This is a genomic window from Burkholderia sp. AW33-5 (assembly GCF_053427615.1).
On the sequence record NZ_JBSAXA010000016.1, the window covers coordinates 25,318 to 48,485 of the forward strand.

The 23,168-nt window shown below is 66.3% G+C and carries 18 protein-coding genes and 1 pseudogene; 14 read left to right on the plus strand and 5 right to left on the minus strand.

All coding sequences use genetic code 11. The features are described 5' to 3' along the window. From ACV22V_RS22940 to ACV22V_RS22970, 7 genes are all read left to right on the plus strand, one after another. The gene (locus tag ACV22V_RS22940) at positions 1–1,926 is read left to right on the plus strand and encodes a (Fe-S)-binding protein (RefSeq protein ID WP_059534184.1); all 1,926 of its coding nucleotides are present in this window, start codon (positions 1–3) and stop codon (positions 1,924–1,926) included. Positions 1,927–1,930: 4 nt separating this feature from the next. Then, positions 1,931–3,100 (plus strand): FAD-binding protein, encoded by a 1,170-nt coding sequence (locus ACV22V_RS22945; protein WP_448015631.1) that lies wholly within the window; start codon positions 1,931–1,933, stop codon positions 3,098–3,100. Continuing rightward, positions 3,097–3,882: an electron transfer flavoprotein subunit beta/FixA family protein gene (locus tag ACV22V_RS22950; RefSeq protein WP_448015632.1), complete on the plus strand. Its 786-nt coding sequence runs from the start codon at positions 3,097–3,099 to the stop codon at positions 3,880–3,882. The genes ACV22V_RS22945 and ACV22V_RS22950 overlap by 4 nt, the downstream gene beginning before the upstream one ends. Before the next feature lie 52 nt (positions 3,883–3,934). Beyond that, positions 3,935–5,176, plus strand: a complete 1,242-nt coding sequence (locus tag ACV22V_RS22955; protein WP_059534190.1) for an aromatic ring-hydroxylating oxygenase subunit alpha — start codon at positions 3,935–3,937, stop codon at positions 5,174–5,176. Positions 5,177–5,206: 30 nt separating this feature from the next. Continuing rightward, on the plus strand, positions 5,207–6,355 hold the full coding sequence (locus ACV22V_RS22960) for an FAD-binding oxidoreductase (RefSeq protein WP_448015633.1): 1,149 nt from the start codon (positions 5,207–5,209) through the stop codon (positions 6,353–6,355). Positions 6,356–6,494: 139 nt separating this feature from the next. Then, a complete protein-coding gene (locus tag ACV22V_RS22965) occupies positions 6,495–7,358 on the plus strand; it encodes a glycine betaine ABC transporter substrate-binding protein (protein WP_448015634.1) in 864 nt (287 codons plus the stop codon). Between the two features lie 225 nt (positions 7,359–7,583). Next, complete coding sequence (locus ACV22V_RS22970; protein WP_448015635.1) at positions 7,584–9,239, plus strand: APC family permease; 1,656 nt, start codon at positions 7,584–7,586, stop codon at positions 9,237–9,239. Positions 9,240–9,362: 123 nt separating this feature from the next. Here ACV22V_RS22970 and ACV22V_RS22975 read toward each other — a convergent pair whose 3' ends face one another. From ACV22V_RS22975 to ACV22V_RS22985, 3 genes and pseudogenes are all read right to left on the minus strand, one after another. Then, on the minus strand, positions 9,363–10,337 hold the full coding sequence (locus tag ACV22V_RS22975; RefSeq protein ID WP_448015636.1) for an ISL3 family transposase: 975 nt from the start codon (positions 10,335–10,337) through the stop codon (positions 9,363–9,365). Continuing rightward, positions 10,247–10,459: pseudogene (locus ACV22V_RS22980) on the minus strand (transposase family protein); the annotation flags it as partial. The gene ACV22V_RS22975 and the pseudogene ACV22V_RS22980, both read right to left, overlap by 91 nt. Positions 10,460–10,686: 227 nt before the next feature. After that, a complete protein-coding gene (locus ACV22V_RS22985; RefSeq protein ID WP_448015637.1) occupies positions 10,687–11,133 on the minus strand; it encodes a hypothetical protein in 447 nt (148 codons plus the stop codon). Positions 11,134–11,160: 27 nt separating this feature from the next. Here ACV22V_RS22985 and ACV22V_RS22990 point away from each other — a divergent pair, with 27 nt between their 5' ends. From ACV22V_RS22990 to ACV22V_RS23010, 5 genes are all read left to right on the plus strand, one after another. Then, positions 11,161–11,370: a hypothetical protein gene (locus ACV22V_RS22990; protein WP_448015638.1), complete on the plus strand. Its 210-nt coding sequence runs from the start codon at positions 11,161–11,163 to the stop codon at positions 11,368–11,370. 104 nt (positions 11,371–11,474) lie between these two features. Then, entirely contained in the window at positions 11,475–11,729 is a 255-nt protein-coding gene (locus ACV22V_RS22995) for a hypothetical protein (protein WP_448015639.1), read from the plus strand. Between the two features lie 156 nt (positions 11,730–11,885). Beyond that, a complete protein-coding gene (locus ACV22V_RS23000) occupies positions 11,886–16,919 on the plus strand; it encodes a jacalin-like lectin (protein WP_448015640.1) in 5,034 nt (1,677 codons plus the stop codon). 50 nt (positions 16,920–16,969) lie between these two features. Then, a complete protein-coding gene (locus ACV22V_RS23005) occupies positions 16,970–17,407 on the plus strand; it encodes a hypothetical protein (protein WP_448015641.1) in 438 nt (145 codons plus the stop codon). Between the two features lie 87 nt (positions 17,408–17,494). Next, the gene (locus ACV22V_RS23010) at positions 17,495–18,085 is read left to right on the plus strand and encodes an SCO family protein (protein WP_448015642.1); all 591 of its coding nucleotides are present in this window, start codon (positions 17,495–17,497) and stop codon (positions 18,083–18,085) included. Between the two features lie 40 nt (positions 18,086–18,125). Here ACV22V_RS23010 and purU read toward each other — a convergent pair whose 3' ends face one another. Next, positions 18,126–19,013, minus strand: a complete 888-nt coding sequence (gene purU / locus ACV22V_RS23015; protein WP_059451749.1) for a formyltetrahydrofolate deformylase — start codon at positions 19,011–19,013, stop codon at positions 18,126–18,128. A 280-nt stretch (positions 19,014–19,293) separates the two neighbouring features. Beyond that, positions 19,294–20,220, minus strand: coding sequence for a choline sulfate utilization transcriptional regulator (locus ACV22V_RS23020; RefSeq protein ID WP_063888615.1), 927 nt, complete (start codon positions 20,218–20,220; stop codon positions 19,294–19,296). Between the two features lie 202 nt (positions 20,221–20,422). On the opposite strand from ACV22V_RS23020, the gene betC reads away from it, so the two are divergent. Both betC and choX read left to right on the plus strand, forming a co-directional pair. Further along, positions 20,423–21,958, plus strand: a complete 1,536-nt coding sequence (betC, locus tag ACV22V_RS23025; protein WP_448015643.1) for a choline-sulfatase — start codon at positions 20,423–20,425, stop codon at positions 21,956–21,958. A gap of 45 nt (positions 21,959–22,003) precedes the next feature. Then, a complete protein-coding gene (gene choX, locus ACV22V_RS23030; protein ID WP_448015644.1) occupies positions 22,004–22,972 on the plus strand; it encodes a choline ABC transporter substrate-binding protein in 969 nt (322 codons plus the stop codon). Positions 22,973–23,168 lie beyond the last annotated feature (196 nt).

Here is a 23,168-nt window from a genome sequence, read left to right on the forward strand (position 1 = left end):
ATGAATCCGGCTTTCCTCATTACCGCACTGCTGTGGCTGTCGGTGGCGGGGCTCGCGTTCGCGGTCGCGAAGCGCTCGTCCTACTGGCGTCTCGGGCGCGCGACGGCGCCCGGCTCGTTCGGCGTCGCGAACCTGTTCGCGATTCCGAAGCGTTACTTCGTCGACCTGCACCACGTGGTTGCCCGCGATCCGTACATCGCGAAGACCCACGTCGCGACCGCCGGCGGCGCGATCGCCGCGCTCGCACTGGTGTTCGTCAACTACGGCCTGGCGATCTACTCGCCGTGGCTCGACAAGCTGATCTTCCTCGCGGCGCTCGCGATGCTCGTCGGCGTGGTGTTCGTCTGGCGCCGCCGCGCGGCCAAGGACGTGCCCGCCCGCCTGTCGCGCGGTCCGTGGAACGCGCTGCCCTGGCTGCTCGGCTCGTTCGCGCTCGGCCTCGTGCTGTTCATGGTCGTGCCGACCGGCGCGATGTCGGGTGCGTTCGCGGTGCTTTGCGCGCTGCTGATCGGCGCCGGCGCATTCACGATGACCGTCGGCGCAGCGAAGGGCGGCCCGATGAAGCATGCGATCGCCGGCCTGCTGCACCTTGCGTTCCACCCGCGCCAGGAGCGTTTCGCCGCCACCCGCGATTCGTTCACGGGTAACGGCACGGCCACGCCGCCGACCGCGCTGAAGCTGCCGGACATCGAGCACGAGGAGTATGGCGTCGCGAAGCCGGTCGAATTCCGCTGGAACCAGCTGTTGAGCTTCGATGCGTGCGTGCAGTGCGGCAAGTGCGAAGCCGCGTGCCCCGCGTTCGCGTCGGGCCAGCCGCTGAACCCGAAGAAACTGATCCAGGATCTCGTCGTCGGCATGGCGGGCGGCACCGACGCCGCGTACGCCGGCAGCCCGACGCCGGGCCTCGCGGTCGGCCAGCATCGCGGCGAGCCGAACGGCCCGATCGTGTCCGGCCTGATCGAGGAGCAGACGCTCTGGTCGTGCACGACCTGCCGTGCCTGCGTGCAGGAGTGCCCGATGCTGATCGAGCACGTCGACGCGATCGTCGACATGCGCCGCAACCGCACGCTGGTGCACGGCACGGTGCCGGGCAAGGGCCAGGAAGTGCTCGCGAACCTGCGCGAGACCGGCACGATGGGCGGCTACGACACGGCTGCGCGTTACGACTGGTCGGTCGACCTGAACGCACCCGTCGCACAACCCGGCAAGCCGGTCGACGTGCTGTTCGTCGCGGGTGAAGGCGCGTTCGACATGCGTTACCAGCGCACGCTGCGCGCATTCGTGAAGGTGCTGAACAAGGCGGGCGTCGACTACGCCGTGCTCGGCGGGACCGAGACCGACACCGGCGACGTCGCACGCCGCCTCGGCGACGAAGCGACGTTCCAGCAGATGGCGAAGCGCCTGATCGGCACGCTCGGCTCGCTGTCGTACAAGCAGATCGTGACGGCCGACCCGCACGTGATGCACAGCCTGCGCAACGAATACCGCGCGCTCGGGCTGCGCGTGACGGTCAAGCATCACACGACGTACCTCGCCGAGCTGGCCGACAGCGGCAAGATCGCGCCGAAGGCCGTCGACGCGCTGCGCGAGAAGCGCACCACGTATCACGACCCGTGCTACCTCGGCCGCTACAACGGCGAGACGGAATCGCCGCGCAAGCTGCTGAAGACGATCGGCATCCAGGTCGTCGAGATGGAGCGCAACGGCATGCGCGGCCGCTGCTGCGGCGGTGGCGGCGGTGCGCCGCTGACCGACATCCCGGGCAAGCAGCGTATTCCCGACATCCGCATCGCCGACGCGCGCGCCATCGGCGCGGACGTGGTCGCGGTCGGATGCCCGAACTGCACGGCGATGCTCGAAGGCGTCGTGGGCCCGCGCCCCGACGTGCTCGACGTGGCCGAACTCGTTGCCGCCTCGCTGGAGTGAATCGATGAACACGATCAAACGAATCGATCCGCGCCGGCCGTTCATCATCACGGCCGCGGGCCTGAAGCGCATCACGCTGGGCCAGGAAGGCAGCGCCGATGCGAGCGCCGCGCAGTGGTCCGCGCACGGTCACGGCGCCGCGGCCGCGAAGCCGCGCCGTGCGGTGCAGGACCCGAAGCACGTGATGCTGGTGGTGGCGCACACCGAGCGCGGCGCGCTCGACGACCATGCACGGCAGGCGATCGCCGCCGCCGCGGTGCTCGCCGATGCGCAGACGGAAGTCGCGCTGCTGGCGTTCGGTGAACTAAAGGATGACGCAGCGGCGCTCGGTGTCGACAAGCTGATCGACCTGGCAGACTTCGACCGTCGCGCCTTCGCGCCCGAAAGCGAATTGCAAGCATTGCAGGCCTGTGCCGCGGCGCTCGCGCCGAAGCACGTGTTCGTGCCCGACAACGCGACCGGCGACGGCGATCTCGGCCGGCGTTACGCGGCGGCCGCCGTCGCGAGCGTCGCGACCCACGTGGTCGAGATCGACGCGAAGCATGTCGGCGCGTATGCGCAGGCCGGTCGTGCGTTCGCGACGCGCGGCTTGCCCGACGTGATCTTGCTCGCGCAGAACGCGGTCGAAGCGAAACTGCCGTTCGTCGGCGCCGGCGAGCGCCTGGCCGCCGACTTCATCCGCCCGGCCCGCGACGCGGCGCAACCGTACCGCGATCTCGGCCTCGAGGAAATCGACGCGGCGCAAGTCGCGCTGGAGGAAGCCGACTTCATCGTGTCGGCCGGCAACGGCGTGTCCGACATCGGCGCGTTCGAGCGGCTCGCCGGCGCGTTCGGCGCGGCGATCGGCGCGAGCCGCGTCGCGGTCGACAACGGTCACTTCACGCGCGACAAGCAGGTGGGCGCGACCGGCAAGACGGTCGAGGCCAGCGTGTACATCGCGTTCGGCATCTCGGGCGCGGTGCAGCACTTGCAGGGGATCAAGGACTGCCGTCACGTGATCGCGGTCAACCTCGACGGCAGCGCGCCGATCGCGAAGCGCGCGAACCTGACGGTGGTGGGCGACGCGCAGGCGACGATCGCCGCGCTGATCGAACAGGTGCAGGCCGCCCGCGCGTCGCGCGGACAATCGCCGACCGCGGTCGGCGCCCGTGAATCCGAAGGAGTCGCAGCATGAACGCCCCCCGCCAGTTGCAACGCATCGCGGTGCTCGTCTCCGTGGGCCGGCACCCGGTCAGCGGCACCGCGCGCTACAGCCGCAACGACGCGGCCGCGCTCGAGGTCGGCCGTCAGCTCGCGGAGCGGCACCGCGCGCAGCTCGACGTGCTCCATGCGGGAGACCCCGCGAATGAAGCGCTTGCTGAATACCTCGCGCTCGGTGCGCGGCAGGTCGAGGTGCTGGCCTGTCACGACGGCGACGATGCCGCGCATGCGCTCGCCGCGCGCGTCGAAGGCTATGACCTCGTGCTGACCGGCACCCGTGCCGAGGGCGCGTACGACACCGGGATGCTGCCGTATCGCGTCGCCGCGACGCTCGGCTATCCGCTCGTCGGGTCGGCCGTCGACGTGACGGTCGACGGCGGCCGCGCGGCGGTCCGGCAATTCTTGCCGAAAGGGCTGCGGCGGCGCGTCGACGTGGCGCTGCCCGCCGTCGTCGCGGTCCATCCGCTCGCCAACGTGGCGCCGCGCTACGCGTATGCGCGGCTGCGGGCCGGCGCGATCCGCCCGGCGCTGACGTCGACCGGCGCGGATGCCGATGCCGCCGCGTGGAAGGTCGGCCCGATCGAGCGTAAACCCGTAAAGCTGGTCGCCGCCGAGAAGCGCTCCGGGCATGCCCGGATGCTGTCGGCGACGACGACCGAAAGCCGCGGTGGCAACGTCGTAAATGAAGGGAGTTCAGTCGAAAAAGCACAAGTGATCCTCGCGTATTTGCGCGAGCATCAGCTCATCGACTACTGATTTTGATGCCTGTCGGCAACCACACTGGGACGCAAGGAATCCGGAGCAAACGATGAAAGTATCGGCAGACATTCGCGCACTGATCGAACGACGCAAGGAAGGTTACAGCCTCGAGGCGCCGTTCTATACGAGCGAGGAAATCTTCGCCCTCGACATGGAGGCGATTTTCCGCCAGCACTGGATCCAGGTCGCGGTCGAACCGGACATTCCCGAGCCGGGCGACTACGTGACCGTGGAACTGGGCAGCGACTCGATCCTGATCGTGCGTGACGACGACATGGAAATCCGCGCGTTCCACAACGTGTGCCGTCACCGCGGCGCGCGTCTGTGCAACGAGGACAAGGGCTCGGTCGGCAACATCGTGTGCCCGTACCACAGCTGGACCTACAACCTGACGGGTCAGCTGATGTTCGCCGAGCACATGGGCGAGAAGTTCGACCGCTGCAAGCACAGCCTGAAGTCGGTGCACGTGCAGAACCTCGCGGGCCTGATCTTCATCTGCCTCGCCGAGGAGCCGCCGGTCGATTTCGCGCAGCTGCGCGCCCAGATGGAGCCGTATCTGCTGCCGCACGATCTGCCGAGCACGAAGATCGCCGCACAGATCGACATCATCGAGGAAGGCAACTGGAAGCTCACGATGGAGAACAACCGCGAGTGCTATCACTGCGTCGCGAACCATCCCGAGCTGACGATCTCGCTGTACGAATACGGCTTCGGCTATCAGCGTTCCGAAGCGAACGCCGAAGGCATGGACGCATTTGCGGAAACCTGCGTGCGCCGTGGCAAGGAGTGGGCCGAAATGGGCTTGCCGTCCGCCGAAATCGAAAAGCTGCTCGACGTGACGGGCTTCCGCACGCAGCGCCTGCCGCTCGACCGCCACGGCGAATCGCAGACGCTCGACGCGAAGGTCGCATCGAAGAAGCTGCTCGGCAAGTTCGACCAGGCCGACCTCGGCGGCCTGTCGTTCTGGACGCAACCGAACTCGTGGCACCACTTCATGAGCGATCACATCGTGACGTTCTCGGTGATTCCGCTGTCGGCCGGCAAGACGCTCGTGCGCACCAAGTGGCTCGTGCACAAGGATGCGAAGGAAGGCATCGACTACGACGTGAAGAACCTGACGGCCGTGTGGAACGCGACCAACGACCAGGATCGCGCGCTCGTCGAGTTCTCGCAGCGCGGCGCGACCAGCAGCGCGTACGAGCCGGGCCCGTATTCGCCGTACACGGAAGGTCTCGTCGAAAAATTCTCGGCCTGGTACATCGGCCGGCTCGCCGAAAAAACCGGCGCGTAGTAGTCAGCGGAACAGCAAGCGGAGTCACACATGATGCGAGATGCGGCCAATTTCGAGCCGGCGGACAGCCGGGTTACGCACCCGGCCTTCTGGAGCGCGCTCCCCGAGCGCTGGACGAGCGACGTCGAGGAAACGCTGGTGTGCTGCCACGTGCGGCAGGAAACGCACGACGTGAAGAGCTTCTTCTTCCGTTCGCCGCAAGGCCGTGCGTTCTCGTTCGAGCCCGGGCAGTTCATCACGCTCGAGCTCGACATCGACGGCGAGACGATCAACCGGTGCTACACGATCTCGTCGTCGCCGGCGCGGCCGCACACGATCTCGATCACGGTCAAGCGCGTGCCGGGCGGCAAGGTGTCGAACTGGCTGCACGACAACCTGCAGCCGGGCGCGTCGGTGCGCGTGCTCGGCCCGGCCGGCGAATTCACGTGCGCGCGGCATCCGGCGCGCAAGTATCTGTTCCTGTCGGCCGGCTCGGGCGTCACGCCGCTGATGTCGATGAGCCGCGCGCACCATGATCTCGCGGAGGATCGCGACATCCTGTTCGTGCACAGCGCACGCACGCCGGACGACATCATCTTCGCGCGCGAACTCGATCTGATCGCATCGAACCATACGAACTTCCGCACGTCGTTCGTCGTCGAGCGCGTCGGTGCACGCACCAACTGGCCGGGCGTCACGGGCTTCCTGACGCTGCCGCTGCTGAAGCTGATCGCACCGGACTTCATGGAGCGCGAGATCTTCACGTGCGGCCCCGCGCCGTACATGAAGGCCGTGCGCGACCTGCTCGACGAAGCCGGCTTCGATCGCAAGCAGTATCACGAGGAAAGCTTCTCGTTCGAAACGCTCGCGCAGACCGCGAGCGACGGCGTGCTCGCCGAACTCGTGCCGGCCGCCGACGGTGCGGACGCCGCGACGAAGCAATACACGGTCAGCTTCGCGAAGAGCAACCGCGAGATTTCGTGCGGCTCGGAGCAGCACGTGCTCGACGCGGCGCGCCAGTCGGGCGTGCGGCTGCCGGCGTCGTGCACGCAGGGCATGTGCGGCACCTGCAAGGTGAAGCTCGTGTCGGGGCAGGTCGAGATGAAGCACAACGGCGGCATCCGCCAGCGCGAGATCGATCAGGGGATGGTGCTGCTGTGCTGCAGCAAGCCGCTGTCGGATCTGGTGATCGACAAGTAGTCAAAACAAGCCATCGCTCGTCCGGCCGCGACGCGTCGCGTCCGGACAAGCATCCGTCGGAAAACAACGATACCGCGGAATTGTGGTTGAAGAACCTAGAGAGACAACGCGCACGGTGCGCATTTCAAGGAGATCGACCATGAAGTTGTTCGGCAAACTGTTGTGGACCGGCGCACTGTCGGCGATGGTGGCACTGAGCGCGTCGGCGCTCGCCGATACGAAGCCCACGCTGAAGATCGGCTACGTCGAAGGCTGGGACGACAGCGTCGCGACGTCGAACGTCGCGGCCCGCGTGATCGAGAAGAAGCTCGGCTACCAGGTCCAGCTCGTACCGGTCGCTGCCGGGATCATGTGGCAGGGCGTGGCGCGTGGCGACCTCGACGCGACGCTGTCCGCGTGGCTGCCCGTCACGCACGGTTCCTACTGGGGCGAATACAAGTCGAAGGTCGTCGATCTCGGCGCGAACTTCCCCGACGCGAAGATCGGCCTGATCGTTCCCGACTACGTGAAGGCGAAGAGCATCGACGACCTGAATGCCGAGAAAGGCAGCTTCGGCGGCCGGATCGTCGGCATCGACGCGGGCGCGGGCGTGATGCGCAAGACCGACGAAGCGATCAAGAGCTACGGCCTGAACTACACGCTGATGCCGAGTTCAGGCAGTGCGATGACGGCCGAGCTGTCGCGCTCCGTCGGCGCGAACAAGCCGGTGATCGTGACCGGCTGGGCGCCGCACTGGATGTTCGCGAAGTGGAAGCTGCGCTTCCTCGAGGATCCGAAGAAGGTGTTCGGCGGCGCGGAGCACGTCGACAGCGTCGTGAACCCGCAGCTCGAAACGAAGGCCAAGCCGGTCGTCGCGTTCCTGAAGAAATTCCAGTGGAAGCCGGGCGAGATCGACAGCGTGATGCTCGCGATCCAGAACGGCTCGAAGCCGGAAGCGGCCGCCGATGCATGGATTGCGGCGCATGCGGACCGCGTGAATTCGTGGACTGAAGGCGTGCAGTAACACCGCGGAGATTCATCGCGCGCAATCATAAAACAACACGCCGGGAATGACTCGCAGGAATCCGAAATAATCGTGAATTCATGCGGCCATATCCCGGTTTTCTTTTTCCGATTCTGCAAAAATGCGCGCAAGTTGTTACACTAGCGCCCTCGTGCGGAGTCATCTGCTTTGTATCGGACGAGAGTAAGCGCTGAAGCGCTCACTCTGATCGAGAGGAGGAATTGGATGAGTCAGGCAGGACTGCGTGCTAATCGCACCAGTGATGTTGAGGCAGACATCTCACATGATTCGATGGGCCACACGCTGCACCGTGGCCTGACTTGGAAAGACGCATTCTGGGTGACGAGCGGTGTGCCGGCAGGCGTACTGTTCACGATCGGCGGCGTATGCGCGACGATCGGCCAGCCCGCGTGGGCGATCTGGATCGCCGCGATCACGATGGGGCTGATTCAAAGCGCGACTTATGCGGAAATATCGGGGCTATTTCCTCATAAATCGGGCGGCGCGTCGGTGTATGGCGCGATCGGCTGGGTCCGATACAGCAAGCTGATTGCCCCGGTTTCCGTGTGGTGCAACTGGCTCGCGTGGTCGCCGATGCTCGCGCTCGGCTGCGGCCTCGCGGCGAGCTATGCGCTCACGAGTCTCTTTCCCGCCGATGCGGCGGTGCTGCACTGGCAGCTCAAGGTTGCAGATCTCGGCTTCATCAAGCCGGGGCTTTCGCTGCGAATCAACGCGACATTCATCATCGCGACGATTCTGCTTCTCATCACGTTCAAACTGCAGCACAGCGGCGCGTCGAAAGCGGCACGCACGCAGCGCATTCTCGGCATCGCGTCGCTCACGCCGCTCCTGATCGTCGGCATCGTGCCGTTCGTCACCGGCGACGTGCCGATGTCGAACCTGCTCCCGCTGCTGCCGCTCGGTCATGATGCTCAAGGCAACCTCACGACTGCGACCTTCGGCTCGTGGAACGGGCAGGGCGTCACGATGGCGCTCGGCGCGATGTTCATGGCAGGCTGGGCGTCGTACGGCTTCGAGACGGCGGTCTGCTATACGCGTGAATTCCGCGATCCGCGCCGCGACACCGCGAAGGCGATCTTCTGGTCGGGCGCGTTGTGTCTCGTCGTGATGACGCTCGTGCCGATGGCGTTCCAGGGCGCGCTCGGCACGCAGGCGATGCTCGATCCGTCGATCGGCGACGGCACCGGCGTCGCGGCCGCGATGGCGAAGATCGTCGGCGGCGGCGCATGGGTCGCGAATGCAGTCGTCGTGATGCTGATGCTGTCGATCCTGCTGATCGTGATGACGTCGATGATGGGCTCGTCGCGCACGTTGTACCAGGCATCGGTCGACGGCTGGCTGCCGAAGTACCTGTCGCACGTGAACGAGCACGGCTCGCCCACGCGCGCGATGTGGACCGATCTCGGCTTCAACCTCGTGTTGCTGATGATGTCGGACTACATGACGGTGCTGTCGATCTCGAACGTCTGCTACATGCTGTTCGTATTCCTGAACCTTCAGTCGGGCTGGATCCACCGGATGGATCGCGGCAACTGGGATCGGCCATTCCGCTGCCCGACCTGGCTGCTCGTCGCCGGCTCGATCTGCGGCTACGCGAACCTCGTCTATGTCGGCGCGGGCGCGAACCTGCAGGGCGAAGGCACGCTGCGAAACGGGCTGATCGCAATGCTGCTGATCGTGCCGGTGTTTCTCTATCGCCACTACTGGCAGGATCGCGGCCGTTTCCCCGCGCAGATGCAGCGCGACATGGAACTCGAGGTGCCGAAGCGCGCGATGTGGCTGAACCTGATGCCGTATGCGGCGCTGATCGGCGCGGCGCTGACGATCTGGCTGTCGTACTACTTCGCGTGGGTGAAATAGGCGGCTGAGACTCGCTCGCCGGGAACGCGTACCGTACACGTTCCCGGCGCAGCGTCGCGATGCCGCATGGCATGAATGAAGGGCGCCCGGCCGGTCGTGAGACCGGCCGGGCTTTTTTTAGGTTCATCGCGGATTACCGGGGAACGCGGCGCGGATCTTGAGGAAGAAGTATTCCTCGTCGCGGTATCCGTAGGCCCGACGCTTGATGACCTTGATGGTGTTGTTGATGCCTTCGACGACGCTGGTATTGAGCGGATGGCGGCGGCGGGCGAGGATTCCGTGCCAGTAACCCTGCAGGCGCTGCGCGAACAGTTGCAGCGCGGCAATCCCGCTTTGCCGGGCTTGCTCGATCCAGTGTTCCCAGGCCTTTTCCGCCCAGGCAGGCCTTCGGTAGAACCAGAGCCGTTTGAGTTCGTCGCGCAGCACATAGACGCACAACAACGGCTGATTGGCGGCCAGCAGTTCCTTCAAATGCACGGCCTGTTCTGGCTTCAGGTTGTGGCGGTTGCGCAGCAGCAACCAGCGACTGGATTTCAATACCTTGCGGGCCGGCCGGTCATGGCGCAACTGATTGGCCTGATCCACTCGTACCCGATCGATCACCTCGCGCCCGTACTTGGCCACGACGTGGAACAGGTCGTAAACCACCTCGGCCTGCGGACACTGCGCCTTGATTTCCAGCTCGTAGGCCGTGGTCATGTCGATCGCGACTGCTTCGATGCGCTCGGCAACACCCTCAGAAAGCTGCTCGAAGAAGGCGCGGGCCGTCTCGCCTGAGCGTCCCGATCCAATCCAGAGCACCTGCCGGCCGATCGGATCGACCACCACCGTGGCATACCGATGGCCTTTATGGAGTGCAAACTCGTCCATCGCCAGATAGCGGATCGTCGACCAGTCTGGCTCAGCCATACGCGCTTGCAAGCGCATCTTGTCGATCGATTTGACCGTGTGCCACCCAGATCGTAGAAGGCCGCCACTGCCTGCACGCTGGCTGCTTGCAGCAGTTTCTCGCAGGCCTTGGCAAATCGCTCCGTCACGCGCTGGTAACGGCCCAGCCACGCCAGTTTCTCCAGTCGTGGACCGCCGCAGCGTTCGCACCAGACCCGGCGGCGGGGGACGTGCAGCACTACCCGGTACTCGAACAGCGGCAGATCGCGCACGCGGCGAACTGTCGTCTCGTGGATTTGATGGCACCGTGCACCGCATTGCTCGCAGTACATCACCTTGCTGACCGGCTTCAAATGCAGCGATAGCGTACGGCCATCTCCTTCCGGCCATTCCACCCGCTCCAACCGATAGCCGGTCCAGCAGCCCAGTGCTTGAAGTGCCTTGCGATCGAGCAATTCTTCCTCCTGACTTCCTTAAAGTCAGGCGTCAGGTTACGCAATCGCCCTCAAACCCTCCACGGTTTCCTGCGATGAACCTTTTTTATGCCGAGTGCGCGCGGTCAGCTGGCTGGCTCTTCGTCGCTCGCGCGCATGTCGCCGTCGAGCGTACGCATGAAGCGCGTCGGCACCATCACGACCGGATGCGGCGGGCTGCTCTCGACGTCATGTGCGTCGAGCAGCGCGAATGCTTCGGCAATCAGTCGCTGCACATCCTGCCGCAGCATCGTGACGTCGAACGGCAGGCGCGCGGCGAACGGGTCCCACTCGAAGCAGCCGACGGCCGTGCGCTGCCAGATGTCCCACGGCAATTTCGACGCGAAACGTAGGAGCCCGTCGAATGACGTGATCGAGTTCGTCAGCATGCCAGCCGGTAGCCGGCCGAGCGTGTCGTAGCGTCGCGCGAGCGCCTCGCGTGCGGCGGCGGGCGCATAGCCGCAACGTTCGATCCCGTCGCGCGGCGGCGGCAGCCCGCGCGCGGCGACCGCACGCGCAAGGGGGCGCCGCATACGTTCGACGTCGACGGCTTCACGGCGTTGCTCGCGTGCTTGCGTGCGGACGTCGTGCCGGCGCCGGCCCGTCTGATTCTGGTCGAAGGCAACTACCTGCTGCTCGACGATGCGCCGTGGGATGTGCTGCATGCGTCGTTCGACGTGACCGTGATGCTGGATGGCAACGATCTCGTCAATCTCGATATGGAGCTGTCGCGAAGCGTCCGCGCGGATTTAAGCGTCGGTAACGGCTGAAGCCAGCACGTGGCGGGCATCGTCGCGTTGTGTAATCTGGCCAGCTGAACGAGGTTTCTGAACTCCTTACATTACGGTGTCGTTCGGTGAAACGGAAATCGTACGTGCGTTCGCATGTCGATTTCCGTTTTTGCGTGCGACGGGCACTGCTTTTGCCGTCCGATACGCAAAGACTGACCGAGTCGTTCGCACCGGAACACGCCGCACACATGCGCGGTTCAGGAGACCAACCGGAATACACCATTCCGCACTCTTTTATCGGTAAAAGTAGTCAGTACTGGAAATTAAATAACGAGATTGCTTTAATCTGGCTCGCCTTCGATGCGAAGGACAATCTTCGCGAAGCGTGTACGGTGTGACGGAGAGGCTTCGCTCGAGGCTGCCAGACAATCCGATAAGAATTCGCCATGAAAATTCCCGCGCGTCGATTTCCCGTTTTGTTGATCCTGGCCGCCGCGGCCGTGCTCCACGCGTGTAGCGGTGGGTCGAAGAACGCCGTCGAGCGCGAGGACTTCATGTCTTCCATCGCCAATCAGCGCAGCCGGCTCATGGCGACGGCCACGCCGTCGCAGTCGCAATGGTCCGGTGTGACGACGCTGTCGCTCGTGCCCTCGTTCGCCTCGACGTTGCCGAGCGGCAAGGTTCTGCTGTTCTCCGCGGATTCGAGATTCAGCTTCACGGTCGGCCCCGGTGGCATGACCTATTCGACGATCTACGATCCGGCCACCAACACGTCGTCGGACACGCTCGTCAGCAATACCGGCCACGAAATGTTCTGCTCCGGGACGAGCAATCTCGCCGACGGCCGCCTGCTGATCACGGGCGGCGGCGACAATGCGAAAACCAGTATCTACGATCCCGCGCGCAACGCCTGGTCGTCGTCTGGACTACTAAACATTCCGCGTGCCTACAACTCGAATACGGTCCTGGCCGACGGCACGGTGCTCACGCTGGGCGGATCCTGGCTTGGCGGCACGGCTTCGAAGAACGCCGAACTGTGGTCGCCGTCGACCGGAACCTGGAGCCAACTGACCGGTGTGCCGATTGCGCCGTTTCTGGAGCCGGGGCAGAGTTCCCCCGACCCGTACGTAGCCGACAGCCACCTGTGGCTTATTCCGGCCGGGAACGGCAAGACCTTTCACGCAGGCCCGGGCGAGGCGATGCACTGGATCGACACGCGCGGCAACGGGAGCGTCACGAGCGCGGGCATGCGCGGCGACGATGCGTTCGCGTTCCACGGCAACACCGTGATGTACGACACTGGCAAGGTTCTGAAAGTCGGCGGCTCGCCGCAGAACATGAACGCGCCGTCGAGCGCGGCGGCGTATGTCATCAACCTGAATGCCGGCGTCAACGTGCGCAAGATCAATCCGATGAACTACGCGCGGTCGTACCAGAACTCGGTCGTGCTGCCGGACGGTCAGGTGATGATTCTCGGCGGGATGACGGTCGGCGGCCAGTTCACTGACAGCAACTCGGTCATGCGGCCGGAGGTCTTCGATCCCGTTACCGAGACGTTTACGGCGCTGCCGCCGATGGCCATTCCGCGCAACTATCACAGCGTGGCCGTTCTGCTGGCGGATGCACGCGTGCTCGTCGCCGGCGGCGGGCTGTGCGGCGCCGGGTGCGCGGCGAACCATCCGGATCTGCAGATTCTCACACCGAACTATCTGCTCAACACCGACGGGACGCCCGCACCTCGTCCCACGATCACGAGCGCGCCGGGCTATGCCAGCTACGGCAGCGCGATCAACGTGTCGACGGATTCGGCCGTCGCGGGTTTTTCGCTGGTCCGTCTCGCGGCCACCACCCACACGGTGAACAACGATCAGCGGCGCCTGTCGCTGACGTTCAGCAGCAACGGCGCCAACAGCTACCAGATCGATGTGCCGAGCAATCCCGGCTGGGCGGTGCCGGGTACGTACATGCTGTTTGCGATGAATGCGAACGGCACGCCGTCGGTCGCGAAGATGATCACGATCGGCGGCAGCGGGGCACCGACGCTCGTTGCGCCCGACTCGCAGGCGAGCTTCGTCGGCTATCCGGTTTCGCTCGGCGTGCAGGCCGGCGCGAACGGCGGCCCGACCATCTCGTATTCCGCGTCGGGCCTGCCGCCGGGGCTTGCCATCAACGCGGCGACGGGCGTCGTCGCGGGCACGCCCACGACGCAAGGCACGTACTTTCCGACGATCGTCGTATCGAACGGGAGCAGCCGGGTCAGCTCGACGCTGCAATGGGACATCAATTTGGCGACGACCGCGCCGGTCGCGGGCCCGGTATACGGAACGCCGGGTGCCGGCGCATCGTTTTCCGATTCTGGCGGCGGCGCGCTGACGGGTGTCAACGTGCGCGGAGGATGGTGGCTCGACAACATCCAGGGTGTCCGTGCGTCCGGCGCGCTTGCGCCGCACGGCGGCGCAGGTGGCAATGCGGTCGGCTTCACGGTGCCGGCCGGGCAATATCTGGTCCGCATGTACGGCGTCGCCGGCGGTTCGACGATCACCCAGCTCAGCTTCGTCACCAACACGGGGCAAACCTTCGGCCCGTACGGGCTGAACCAGGGGCAGACGCATACCACGCCGTTCGATTACACGGTGCCGGCCGGCATGCAGATCGTCGGCTTTACCGGCAGCGCCGGCGATTACCTGAACGCGATCGGCGCGCTGTATGCGCCCGTGACGTCCGCACCGATCGCGCCGGTCCTCGCGACACCGGTTCCGCCGACCTCCTACGTGGGCGTCGAGACTTCGGTGACGCTGTCGGCGAGCGAGCCGGGCAATCGCGCGCTGACCTATTCGGCGACCGGATTGCCGCCGGGCCTGCTCATCAACGCATCGACCGGCGTGATCGCCGGATTCCCGACCACGGCAGGCACGTATGTCGTGAATGCGACCGTCAGCGACGGCAACGGTGGCACGGCCAGCACGAGCTTCAACTGGGTCATCCATCCGCCGATTCCGGCGATCCGGCCGGTGAGCGCTCCGGCGATCGTGAGCGGCGGCATGGCGAATTACACGGTCGATGCCGGGGCGGGCAACTTCAGCTACACGTGGAATTTCGGTGACGGGAGTCCGACGACGCAGCCGACCACCGCCAACACCGCGAGCTATACGTACGCGACGCCGGGCGTCTATACGGTGACGGTGAGCGCGGCCAGCTCGAACGGGACGGTCGTGACGCGCAATTTCGTGCAGGCGGTGACGAGCGGCGGCAACACCGGCGGGAGCGCGGCGCGCTCGACCGATATCGCGGTGGAGAAGCGCAAGGGCGCGAGCGATCGCCTCTGGGTCGTCAATCCGGACAACGGCAGTGTGTCGGTGATCGATACGGCCGGCAACACGCTGGTCGGCGAAATTCCGGTCGGGTCGCAGCCGCGCACGGTCGCGATCCGCGGTACGACCGCGATCGTGACGAACAAGGAGGGGGCGAGCCTGAGCGTGATCAGCACCGATACGCTGGCAGTCCTGAATACTGTCGCGCTGCCGCGCGGGTCGCAGCCGTACGGCGTGATCGTCGGGCCGGACGGCAGCACTTACGTCGGCCTCGAGGCCAGCGGCCAGGTGCTCAAGTTCGACGGCAGCCTCGCGCGGATCGCGAGCGTCGCCGTGCCCGGTGTGCGCCATCTCGCGATGAGCGCGTCCGGCTCGCGTCTGCTGGCGAGCCGCTTCATCACCGCGCCGCAGCCCGGAGAAAGCACGAAAACCGTCCTGACGAGCGTCAACGGCCAGCCGACCGGCGGCGCCGTGACGGAGCTCGACCCCGCGTCGCTCGCGAAGGTGCGCCAGTTCGTGCTGCGGTTCAGCGCGATGCCGGATACGCTGGTGTCGGGGCGCGGCGTGCCGAACTATGTGGGCGCGCCGGCCATTTCGCCGGACGGCGCGAACGCGTGGGTGCCGTCGAAGCAGGACAACATCCAGCGCGGCGCGTATCGCGACGGTCAGCCCCTCGACTTCGAAACGACGGTGCGTGCCGTTACATCGCATCTGGATCTGATCGCGAATACCGAGGACCTGCCCGGCCGGGTCTTCCATCTGAACAGCGGATTCGCCACCGCGGCTGCCTATCATCCGAATGGCGCGTATCTGTTCGTCGCGCTCGAAACCTCGCGCGAGATCGCCGTGCTCGACGCGGCGGGACGGCGTGAACTGCTGCGCGTCGCCGCGGGGCGAGCGCCGGACGGGCTGGACCTGTCGTCGGACGGCACGAAGCTGTACGTGAACAATTTCATGGATCGCACTGTGTCGGTCTACGACCTGAATCCGCTGCTGCAGTTCGGTACTCTGCGCCTGCCGCAGGTCGCGACGATTTCCGCGATCGGCGTCGAGAAGCTGCCGGCCAGCGTGCTGCTCGGCAAGCAGCTTTTCTACGACGCACACGATCCGCGTCTCGCGCGCGACCGCTGGATGAGCTGCGCGAGTTGCCATAACGAGGGCGGCGGGGACGGCCGGGTCTGGGATTTCACGAGCCTCGGCGAAGGGCTGCGCGATACGATCAGCATGCTCGGCAGGGCGGGCGGCCACGGCAACAAGCACTGGAGCGCGAATTTCGACGAGATCCAGGACTTCGAAGGCCAGATCCGGGTATTCGAGCAGGGCACTGGGCTGATGACCAATGCGCAGTTCAACACGGGCACGCGCAGCCAGCCGCTCGGCGATCCGAAGGCTGGTGTGAGCGCGGATCTCGACGCGCTTGCCGCGTACGTGACGTCGCTCGACGTGTTCAGTCCGAGTCCGTACCGGAACCAGGACGGCACGCTGACGAATGCCGCGATCGCCGGCAAGGCGGTCTTCGCGGCGAACTGCGCCAGTTGCCATGGCGGCGTCAACTTCACCGACAGCTTTACGTTTTCCGGCACGTCGACCTCGGATCTGCACGACATCGGCACGCTGTATCCCGGCAGCGGCAAGCGGTTGGGCGGTGTGCTGCCGGGTTTCGACACGCCGACCCTGCGCGACGTGTGGGCCACCGCGCCGTACCTTCACGATGGCTCCGCGCCCACGGTCGACGCCGCGATTGCCGCGCATGCGAACCTGAGCCTTGGCGCCGCCGATCTGGCGTCCGTCACTGCCTACGTATTGCAGATCGGTGGCGACGAAGCCTATGCGCCGGGTACGTTCGTGACCGGCCCGACGTATGGCACGCCGGCGGCCGGCACCGCGTTCTCGGACCCGGTGCAACCCGGACTGCCGCTCGTTGGCGTCAATCTGCGCGGCGGCTGGTGGCTGGACAACATCCAGGGCGTGACCAGTTCGGGCGTACTGCCGTCGCACGGCGGAACAGGCGGCGGCGCCGTCAGCTTCAGGCTGCCGGCCGGGCAATACCTGGTTCGCGTGTACGGCAAGTCGGGCGTCTCGAATATCGACAAGACGATTACGCAAGTCTCGTTCGTGTCGAATACGGGCCAGACCTACGGTCCGTACGGCGGCAATCTCGGACAGACGACCAGCACCTCGTTCGACTACACGGTGCCGGCAGGTAGAAAGATTTATGGATTCGCCGGCGCGAGCGGGAACTATGTGAACGCGCTGAGCGTGATTTATGGTCCGTGATGGTCCGGGGGCGGACGAATACGCGTGTTTCGCCGCGTACGCGTCGGGTCGTGCTGGCGATCTTGCTGGCGGCCGGCGTCGGTGCGATCGGATACGCATGGCATCGCGAGCCGGACGACGGCCTGGCGCGCGACGTGCGATTCGAGCGCGGACGATATCTGTTCGACGGAACGTTGTCGGCGACGGCGACGCTTGCGGGCCACGACGACGCGTTGCCTCCACTGGCGACACGCTGTGCGAACTGCCATGCCGGCGCCGGGCGTGCCGGACAGGCAGGCTTTGCCCCTGCGCTGACGGCATCGCGCCTGCTCGATAGTCGCGTGCGGCGCGGTGGTCCGGCAAGCGCGTACGACGTCGCATCATTTTGCCGGGTGCTGCGCGACGGCATCGGTCCCGACGACGTGATGATCAACGAGGCGATGCCGCGTTATGCGCTCACGCGGGATCAGTGCTCGGACTTGTGGCGCTATCTGATCCATGCCGAATGACGACCGGCGTCTCGTCGACGGTTGTCCGTCGACAGCTGCGGCTTGCGCCGCGTTGCCGATACGCGTGATGTTTTCCGGAGTGATCGCATGACACATTCCCCGACACGCAGGGCGGTGCTGCGCGCGGCTTGCTGGATGACGCTGGCGGGCGCCGGCAGGTTTGCGGCCGCGCACAACCAGGCCGGTGCGGTGAATCCGCCGCGGAGCGCTCCAGACATCGGATTGGTCACTCAGTCTGCCCGTGGGACGACGATGCGTGCGCTGTTGACGGGCAAAGCGACGGCGTTGCAATTGATGTTCACCGGCTGCAGCGCGACCTGTCCGATTCAGGGCGCGCTTTTCGCACAGGTGCAGGCCGCGCTTCCCCGGGGCGGGCAGTTGCCGCTGCAACTGGTGTCGGCAAGCATCGACCCGTTTGGCGATACGCCCCGGGCGATGCAGCGCTGGCTCGCGAAATTCGGCGCGGGTTCTGTCTGGACGGGCGCGATTCCCGAGGCCGGGCGACTGGACGCTTGGCTCGATTTCCTGAACGGGCGCGCGACCGGTGCCGATCGGCACACGGGGCAGGTGTTTTTCTTCGACGCCGCCGCGCGGCTGGTGCTGCGCACCGTGGATTTCCCGAAACCGGACGAGGTCGCGCGCCTGCTGGCGCAGCTTGCGTCGCGTGTCAAAGCTTGACGGACACGCGGCGTTCCGGTCGGGGTACGCGCCATCCCGCTTACGGAAACACCACCGTCCGGTCGCCGTTCAGGAACACGCGGCGCTCGATGAACGCCTTCACCGCGCGTGCAAGCGTGATGCATTCGACGTCGCGGCCCACCGCGAGCAGTTGTTCGGGACGCAGTGCGTGATCGACGCGCTCGACCACCTGCTCGATGATCGGACCTTCGTCGAGATCGTCGGTCACGAAGTGCGCGGTCGCGCCGATCAGCTTCACGCCGCGCGCGTGCGCCTGGTGATACGGCTTCGCGCCCTTGAAGCCGGGCAGGAACGAGTGATGGATATTGATCGCGCGGTTCGCGAGCTTCGCGCTGGTTTCCTGCGACAGCACCTGCATGTAGCGCGCGAGGATCACGAGTTCGGCACCGCTCGATTCGAAGAAGTCGAGCCACTGCGCTTCCTGCTGCGCCTTGGTGTCGGCCGTGATCGGGAAGTGGCGGAACGGCAGCCCGTGCTGCACGGCGAGCGGTTCGAAATCCGGATGGTTCGACACGATGCCGACGATGTCCATCTTCAGCTCGCCCATCCGCCAGCGGAACAGCAGGTCGGCGAGGCAGTGCTCGAGCTTCGACACCATGATCAGCACTTTCGGGCGCGCGTTCACGTCGTGGATCGCCCATTGCGTGTCGCCTTCGCCGCCACCGCCGAGCGCGGTCGCGATCGGCCCGAACTCCTGGCGCAACGCATCGATCTGCAGCGTCTCATCCGTCGGATGAAACACGCAGCGCACGAAGAAGCGGTTGCTGAGATCGTCGTCGAACACGTTCAGCGCATCGACATAGCAGCGATGGCGCTCGAGAAAGCCGACGACGGCGGCGACCTGGCCGGCCGCGCTCGGGCACGACAGCGTCAGGACGAATTGATCGGGGCGTGAGTCGGCGGTCATGAGATTCCTCGGAGTCATGGAGCGCAAACCCGCGCGGCGGCGCGCCGGGGCGCCAGGCTACGCGGGTAGCGGGAGACTCAAGTGAATCAGGACGTTTCTGACGCGGATAGAACCAACCCGCCGTGTGGCTGGTATCGGCGCGCCAGCGCGGCTGGGGGACGAGGGCGGGGCTGCGTGCGGGGCGGGCGGCGGGCGTCAAGCGGGGCGGTCATCGCCAACCCGGCCGGCGTCAGGCGACTATCCGCTGGACGGCTGGACGGCTGGACGGCTGGACGACCGTTCACGCAGGTGCGCACGCATCCAGCAGCCAGCGCCGGAACACGTGGGTCGCGTCCGGCTCGGGGCGTTGCGGCGGACGCACGAGGAAGTAGCCGCGCGACGTGACGACGGGCGCGTCGACGAGCTTCACGAGCTGCCCGGACGCGACGAGCTCGTCGACGAGCGGCGACCAGCCGAGGGCGACGCCCTCGCCGAGCAGCGCGGCATGGATCACGAGCGCATAGCTGTTGAAGGTCACGCCGCGCGCGGCGGCCGGCGCATCAAGGCCATGCGCGTCGAACCATCCGGCCCACGACAGCCAGCGTTCGGGGCGCGTCGGCTGCACGTGCAGCAGCGGCAGCGCACGCAGATGGTCGGGCCGGGCGACGTGCGGATGCGCGGCGCGGAACGCGGGCGAGCAGACCGGCGTGACGGATTCCGGAAAGAGCCGCGCGGCGGTGCACGACGGCCAGTGGCCGTCGCCGAACAGGATCGCGATGTCGGCGTGGTCGCGCTGCGCATCGTAATCCTGTGACGTGACGACCCGCACGTCGACGTCCGGCATCACGCGCTTCAGGCCCGCGAGGCGCGGCATCAGCCAGTAGGTCGCGAAACCGAAATCCGTGACGATCGTGAGCGCGCCATGCTCGCGGCGCGCGCGCAGCGTCGCGGTGGCGCCGCGCAGCGTGTCGAGGCTCACCCGCACGGCTTCGTACAGGCACTGGCCGTCGCTCGTCAGCGTGACGCCGCGCGGGCTGCGCTCGAACAGCGGCACGCCGAGTTCCGCCTCGAGCTGGAACACCTGCTGGCTCACGGCCGGCTGCGTCGAGCCGAGTTCGCGCGCGGCGGCCGTGAAGCTCTGGAGACGGGCGGCCGATTCGAACGCGCGCAGCGCCTGCATCGACGGTAACGGTTCGGATTTCGACATAAGTCTCTCTAATGGCCCCATAAGGGCCGGACGCCTTCCCGCGCGAATTCGGGCGGGGGATAGTGCTTCGGACGGCACGGCACCGTGCCGGTTCTTCCGCGATTCTAGCCAGTCGCGGCCGGTGCGCGCGGCACTTTCTTCAGGCTGCGTCCGCCATGCTGGCCGCGCCGCTGCACAAGCGTCGCACCGTTCCGTTCGAACACCGATTTCCCCACGACCGCCGATGACGAACCCGACTCCCAACATCCTGATCCTGATGGCCGACCAGTTGACGCCGTTCGCGTTGCCGGCCTACGGCAATCGCGTCGCACGCACGCCGACGCTCGACCGGCTCGCCGCGCAAGGCGTGGTGTTCGATGCCGCGTATTGCGCGAGCCCGCTGTGCGCGCCATCGCGTTTCTCGCTGCTGACCGGCAAGCTGCCGTCGGGTATCGGCGCCTACGATAACGCCGCCGAATTGCCGGCGCAAACGCTGACCTTCGCGCATTACCTGCGCGCAGGCGGCTACCGCACGATGCTGTCCGGCAAGATGCATTTCTGCGGCCCCGACCAGCTGCACGGCTTCGAGGAACGGCTGACGACCGACATCTATCCCGCCGACTTCGGCTGGGTGCCCGACTGGGACCGCCCGACCGAGCGGCCGAGCTGGTATCACAACATGAGTTCGGTGCTCGAGGCCGGCCCGTGCGTGCGCACGAACCAGCTCGACTTCGACGACGAGGTCACGTTCGCGGCGAAGCAGAAGCTGTACGACGTCGCGCGCGAGCGTGCGGCCGGGCATGACGAGCGGCCGTTCTGCATGGTCGTGTCGCTGACGCATCCGCACGATCCGTACGCGATCACGCGCGAATACTGGGATCTGTACAGCGACGACGAGATCGACATGCCGGTCGTGCGGCTCGATGCGGCCGAAAGCGATCCGCATTCGCAGCGGCTGCGCTTCGTCTGCGAAAACGACCGCACGCCGCCGACCGACGCGCAGATCCGCGCCGCGCGCCGCGCCTACTATGGCGCGACGTCCTACGTCGACGCGCAATTCGGCAGCGTGCTGGCCGCGCTCGAGCAATGCGGGTTCGCCGACGACACGATCGTGATCGTCACGTCCGACCACGGCGACATGCTCGGCGAGCGCGGACTCTGGTACAAGATGACGTTCTTCGAGGGCGGCTGCCGGGTGCCGCTGATCGTCCACGCGCCGGGCCGCTTCGAGGCCGCGCGCGTGCGCGGACCCGTGTCGCACGTCGACCTGCTGCCGACGCTCGTCGACCTGGCCGGCGCGGCGCCGGCCGGCGGCTGGCCCGACCCGGTCGACGGCGCGAGCCTCGTGCCGCATCTGCGGGGTGCGCCCGCGCACGACGTCGCGCTGGGAGAATACCTCGCGGAAGGGGCGGTCGCGCCGGTCGTGATGATCCGCCGCGGCGACTGGAAGTACGTGCATTGCCCGGCCGATCCCGACCAGCTCTACAACCTCGCCGACGATCCGCGCGAGCGTACGAACCTGGCCGGCCTGCCCGAAGCCGCCGACGTGCTCGCCGCGTTCCGTACGGAGGCCGCGCGGCGCTGGAACCTGCCGGAACTCGACGCGCAGGTGCGCGCGAGCCAGCGTCGTCGCCGCTTCCATTACGCTGCGACGACGCAGGGCCGCATCCAGGCATGGGACTGGCAGCCATTCACCGATGCGAGCCAGCGCTACATGCGCAATCACATCGAACTCGACACGCTCGAAGCGATGGCGCGCTTTCCGCGCGTCGGGCGCTGAACGTACCGCATCGCGGTCATTGACGAACGACGGAGGAAGCGAATCATGAAACGACAATGCAATGCAGCAATCCGGAGGCTCGGCACGGCGCTCGCCGCGACCGCGTGCGTGGCGGCGATGCAGTCCGCGCACGCCGCCGATCCGCAGACGTGTCGCGACGTGAAGATGGCGGCGCCCGGCTGGACCGACATCGACGCGACGAACGCGATGGCCGGCGTCGTGCTGAAGGCGCTGGGCTACCGGCAGGACGTCGCGAACCTGTCGGTGCCGATCACGTACCAGGGCTTGAAGAAAGGGCAGGTCGACGTGTTCCTCGGCAACTGGATGCCCGCGCAGGCGCCGCTCGTGAAGCCGTTCGTCGACGAGAAGTCGATCGACGTGCTGCACGCGAACTTGAGCGGCGCGAAGTTCACGCTGGCCGTGCCCGACTACGTCGCGGCCGCGGGCGTGCACACGTTCGCCGATCTCGCGCGCTACGCGGACCGCTTCGGCGGCAAGATCTACGGGATCGAGCCCGGCGCGCCCGCGAACCAGAACATCAAGCGGATGCTGTCCGACCATGTGCTCGGGTCCGCGAACTGGTCGCTCGTCGAATCGAGCGAGACGGGGATGCTCACGCAGGTCGAGCGCGCGGTGCGGGACAAGCGCTGGATCGTCTTTCTCGCGTGGGAGCCGCATCTGATGAATACGAAGTTTCACCTGACCTACCTGTCGGGCGGCGACGCGTATTTCGGCCCGAACTATGGCGGCGCGACCGTCAACACGGTGACGCGCCCGGGCTTTGCCGGCCAGTGCGCGAACCTGGCGCGGCTGTTCCGGCAGATGACGTTCTCCGTGGACGTCGAGAATCGGATGATCGCCGACATGCTCGACAACAAGACGTCGCCCGCGCTCGCGGCGCAGCACGTGCTGAAGGCCGACCCGGCGCTCGTCGAGGGCTGGCTGGACGGCGTCACGACCGCATCCGGCACGCCGGCCCTGCCGGCCGTGCGCGCGGCGCTCGACGCCCGCTGATCTGCCTCGGGGCGGCCGTTTTTTGCCGTGCCGCCCGTCTCCGTGTTTTCCCGAACCGTCGCATCAAGACCATTTAGTGTCGCCTTCAGACGGGTGGCCTGAAATATGGGTTTGTATTTTTCGCCAATGGCTCCGTTATTGCGGAAAACGAAATGCCGAAGCCAGCGGACGTACCGAATTCGAATCAGCCGGCGTA

Coding starts and splice junctions, on each gene's coding strand:
- ACV22V_RS22970 (WP_448015635.1), top strand. CDS start 7,584: ATGAGTCAGGCAGGACTGCGTGCTAATCGCACCAGTGATGTTGAGGCA.
- ACV22V_RS22985 (WP_448015637.1), bottom strand. CDS start 11,133: ATGCGGCGCCCCCTTGCGCGTGCGGTCGCCGCGCGCGGGCTGCCGCCG.
- ACV22V_RS23020 (WP_063888615.1), bottom strand. CDS start 20,220: ATGGGGCCATTAGAGAGACTTATGTCGAAATCCGAACCGTTACCGTCG.
- purU (WP_059451749.1), bottom strand. CDS start 19,013: ATGACCGCCGACTCACGCCCCGATCAATTCGTCCTGACGCTGTCGTGC.
- ACV22V_RS22955 (WP_059534190.1), top strand. CDS start 3,935: ATGAAAGTATCGGCAGACATTCGCGCACTGATCGAACGACGCAAGGAA.
- ACV22V_RS22965 (WP_448015634.1), top strand. CDS start 6,495: ATGAAGTTGTTCGGCAAACTGTTGTGGACCGGCGCACTGTCGGCGATG.
- ACV22V_RS22960 (WP_448015633.1), top strand. CDS start 5,207: ATGATGCGAGATGCGGCCAATTTCGAGCCGGCGGACAGCCGGGTTACG.
- betC (WP_448015643.1), top strand. CDS start 20,423: ATGACGAACCCGACTCCCAACATCCTGATCCTGATGGCCGACCAGTTG.
- ACV22V_RS22950 (WP_448015632.1), top strand. CDS start 3,097: ATGAACGCCCCCCGCCAGTTGCAACGCATCGCGGTGCTCGTCTCCGTG.
- ACV22V_RS22945 (WP_448015631.1), top strand. CDS start 1,931: ATGAACACGATCAAACGAATCGATCCGCGCCGGCCGTTCATCATCACG.
- ACV22V_RS23000 (WP_448015640.1), top strand. CDS start 11,886: ATGTCTTCCATCGCCAATCAGCGCAGCCGGCTCATGGCGACGGCCACG.
- ACV22V_RS23010 (WP_448015642.1), top strand. CDS start 17,495: ATGACACATTCCCCGACACGCAGGGCGGTGCTGCGCGCGGCTTGCTGG.
- choX (WP_448015644.1), top strand. CDS start 22,004: ATGAAACGACAATGCAATGCAGCAATCCGGAGGCTCGGCACGGCGCTC.
- ACV22V_RS22940 (WP_059534184.1), top strand. CDS start 1: ATGAATCCGGCTTTCCTCATTACCGCACTGCTGTGGCTGTCGGTGGCG.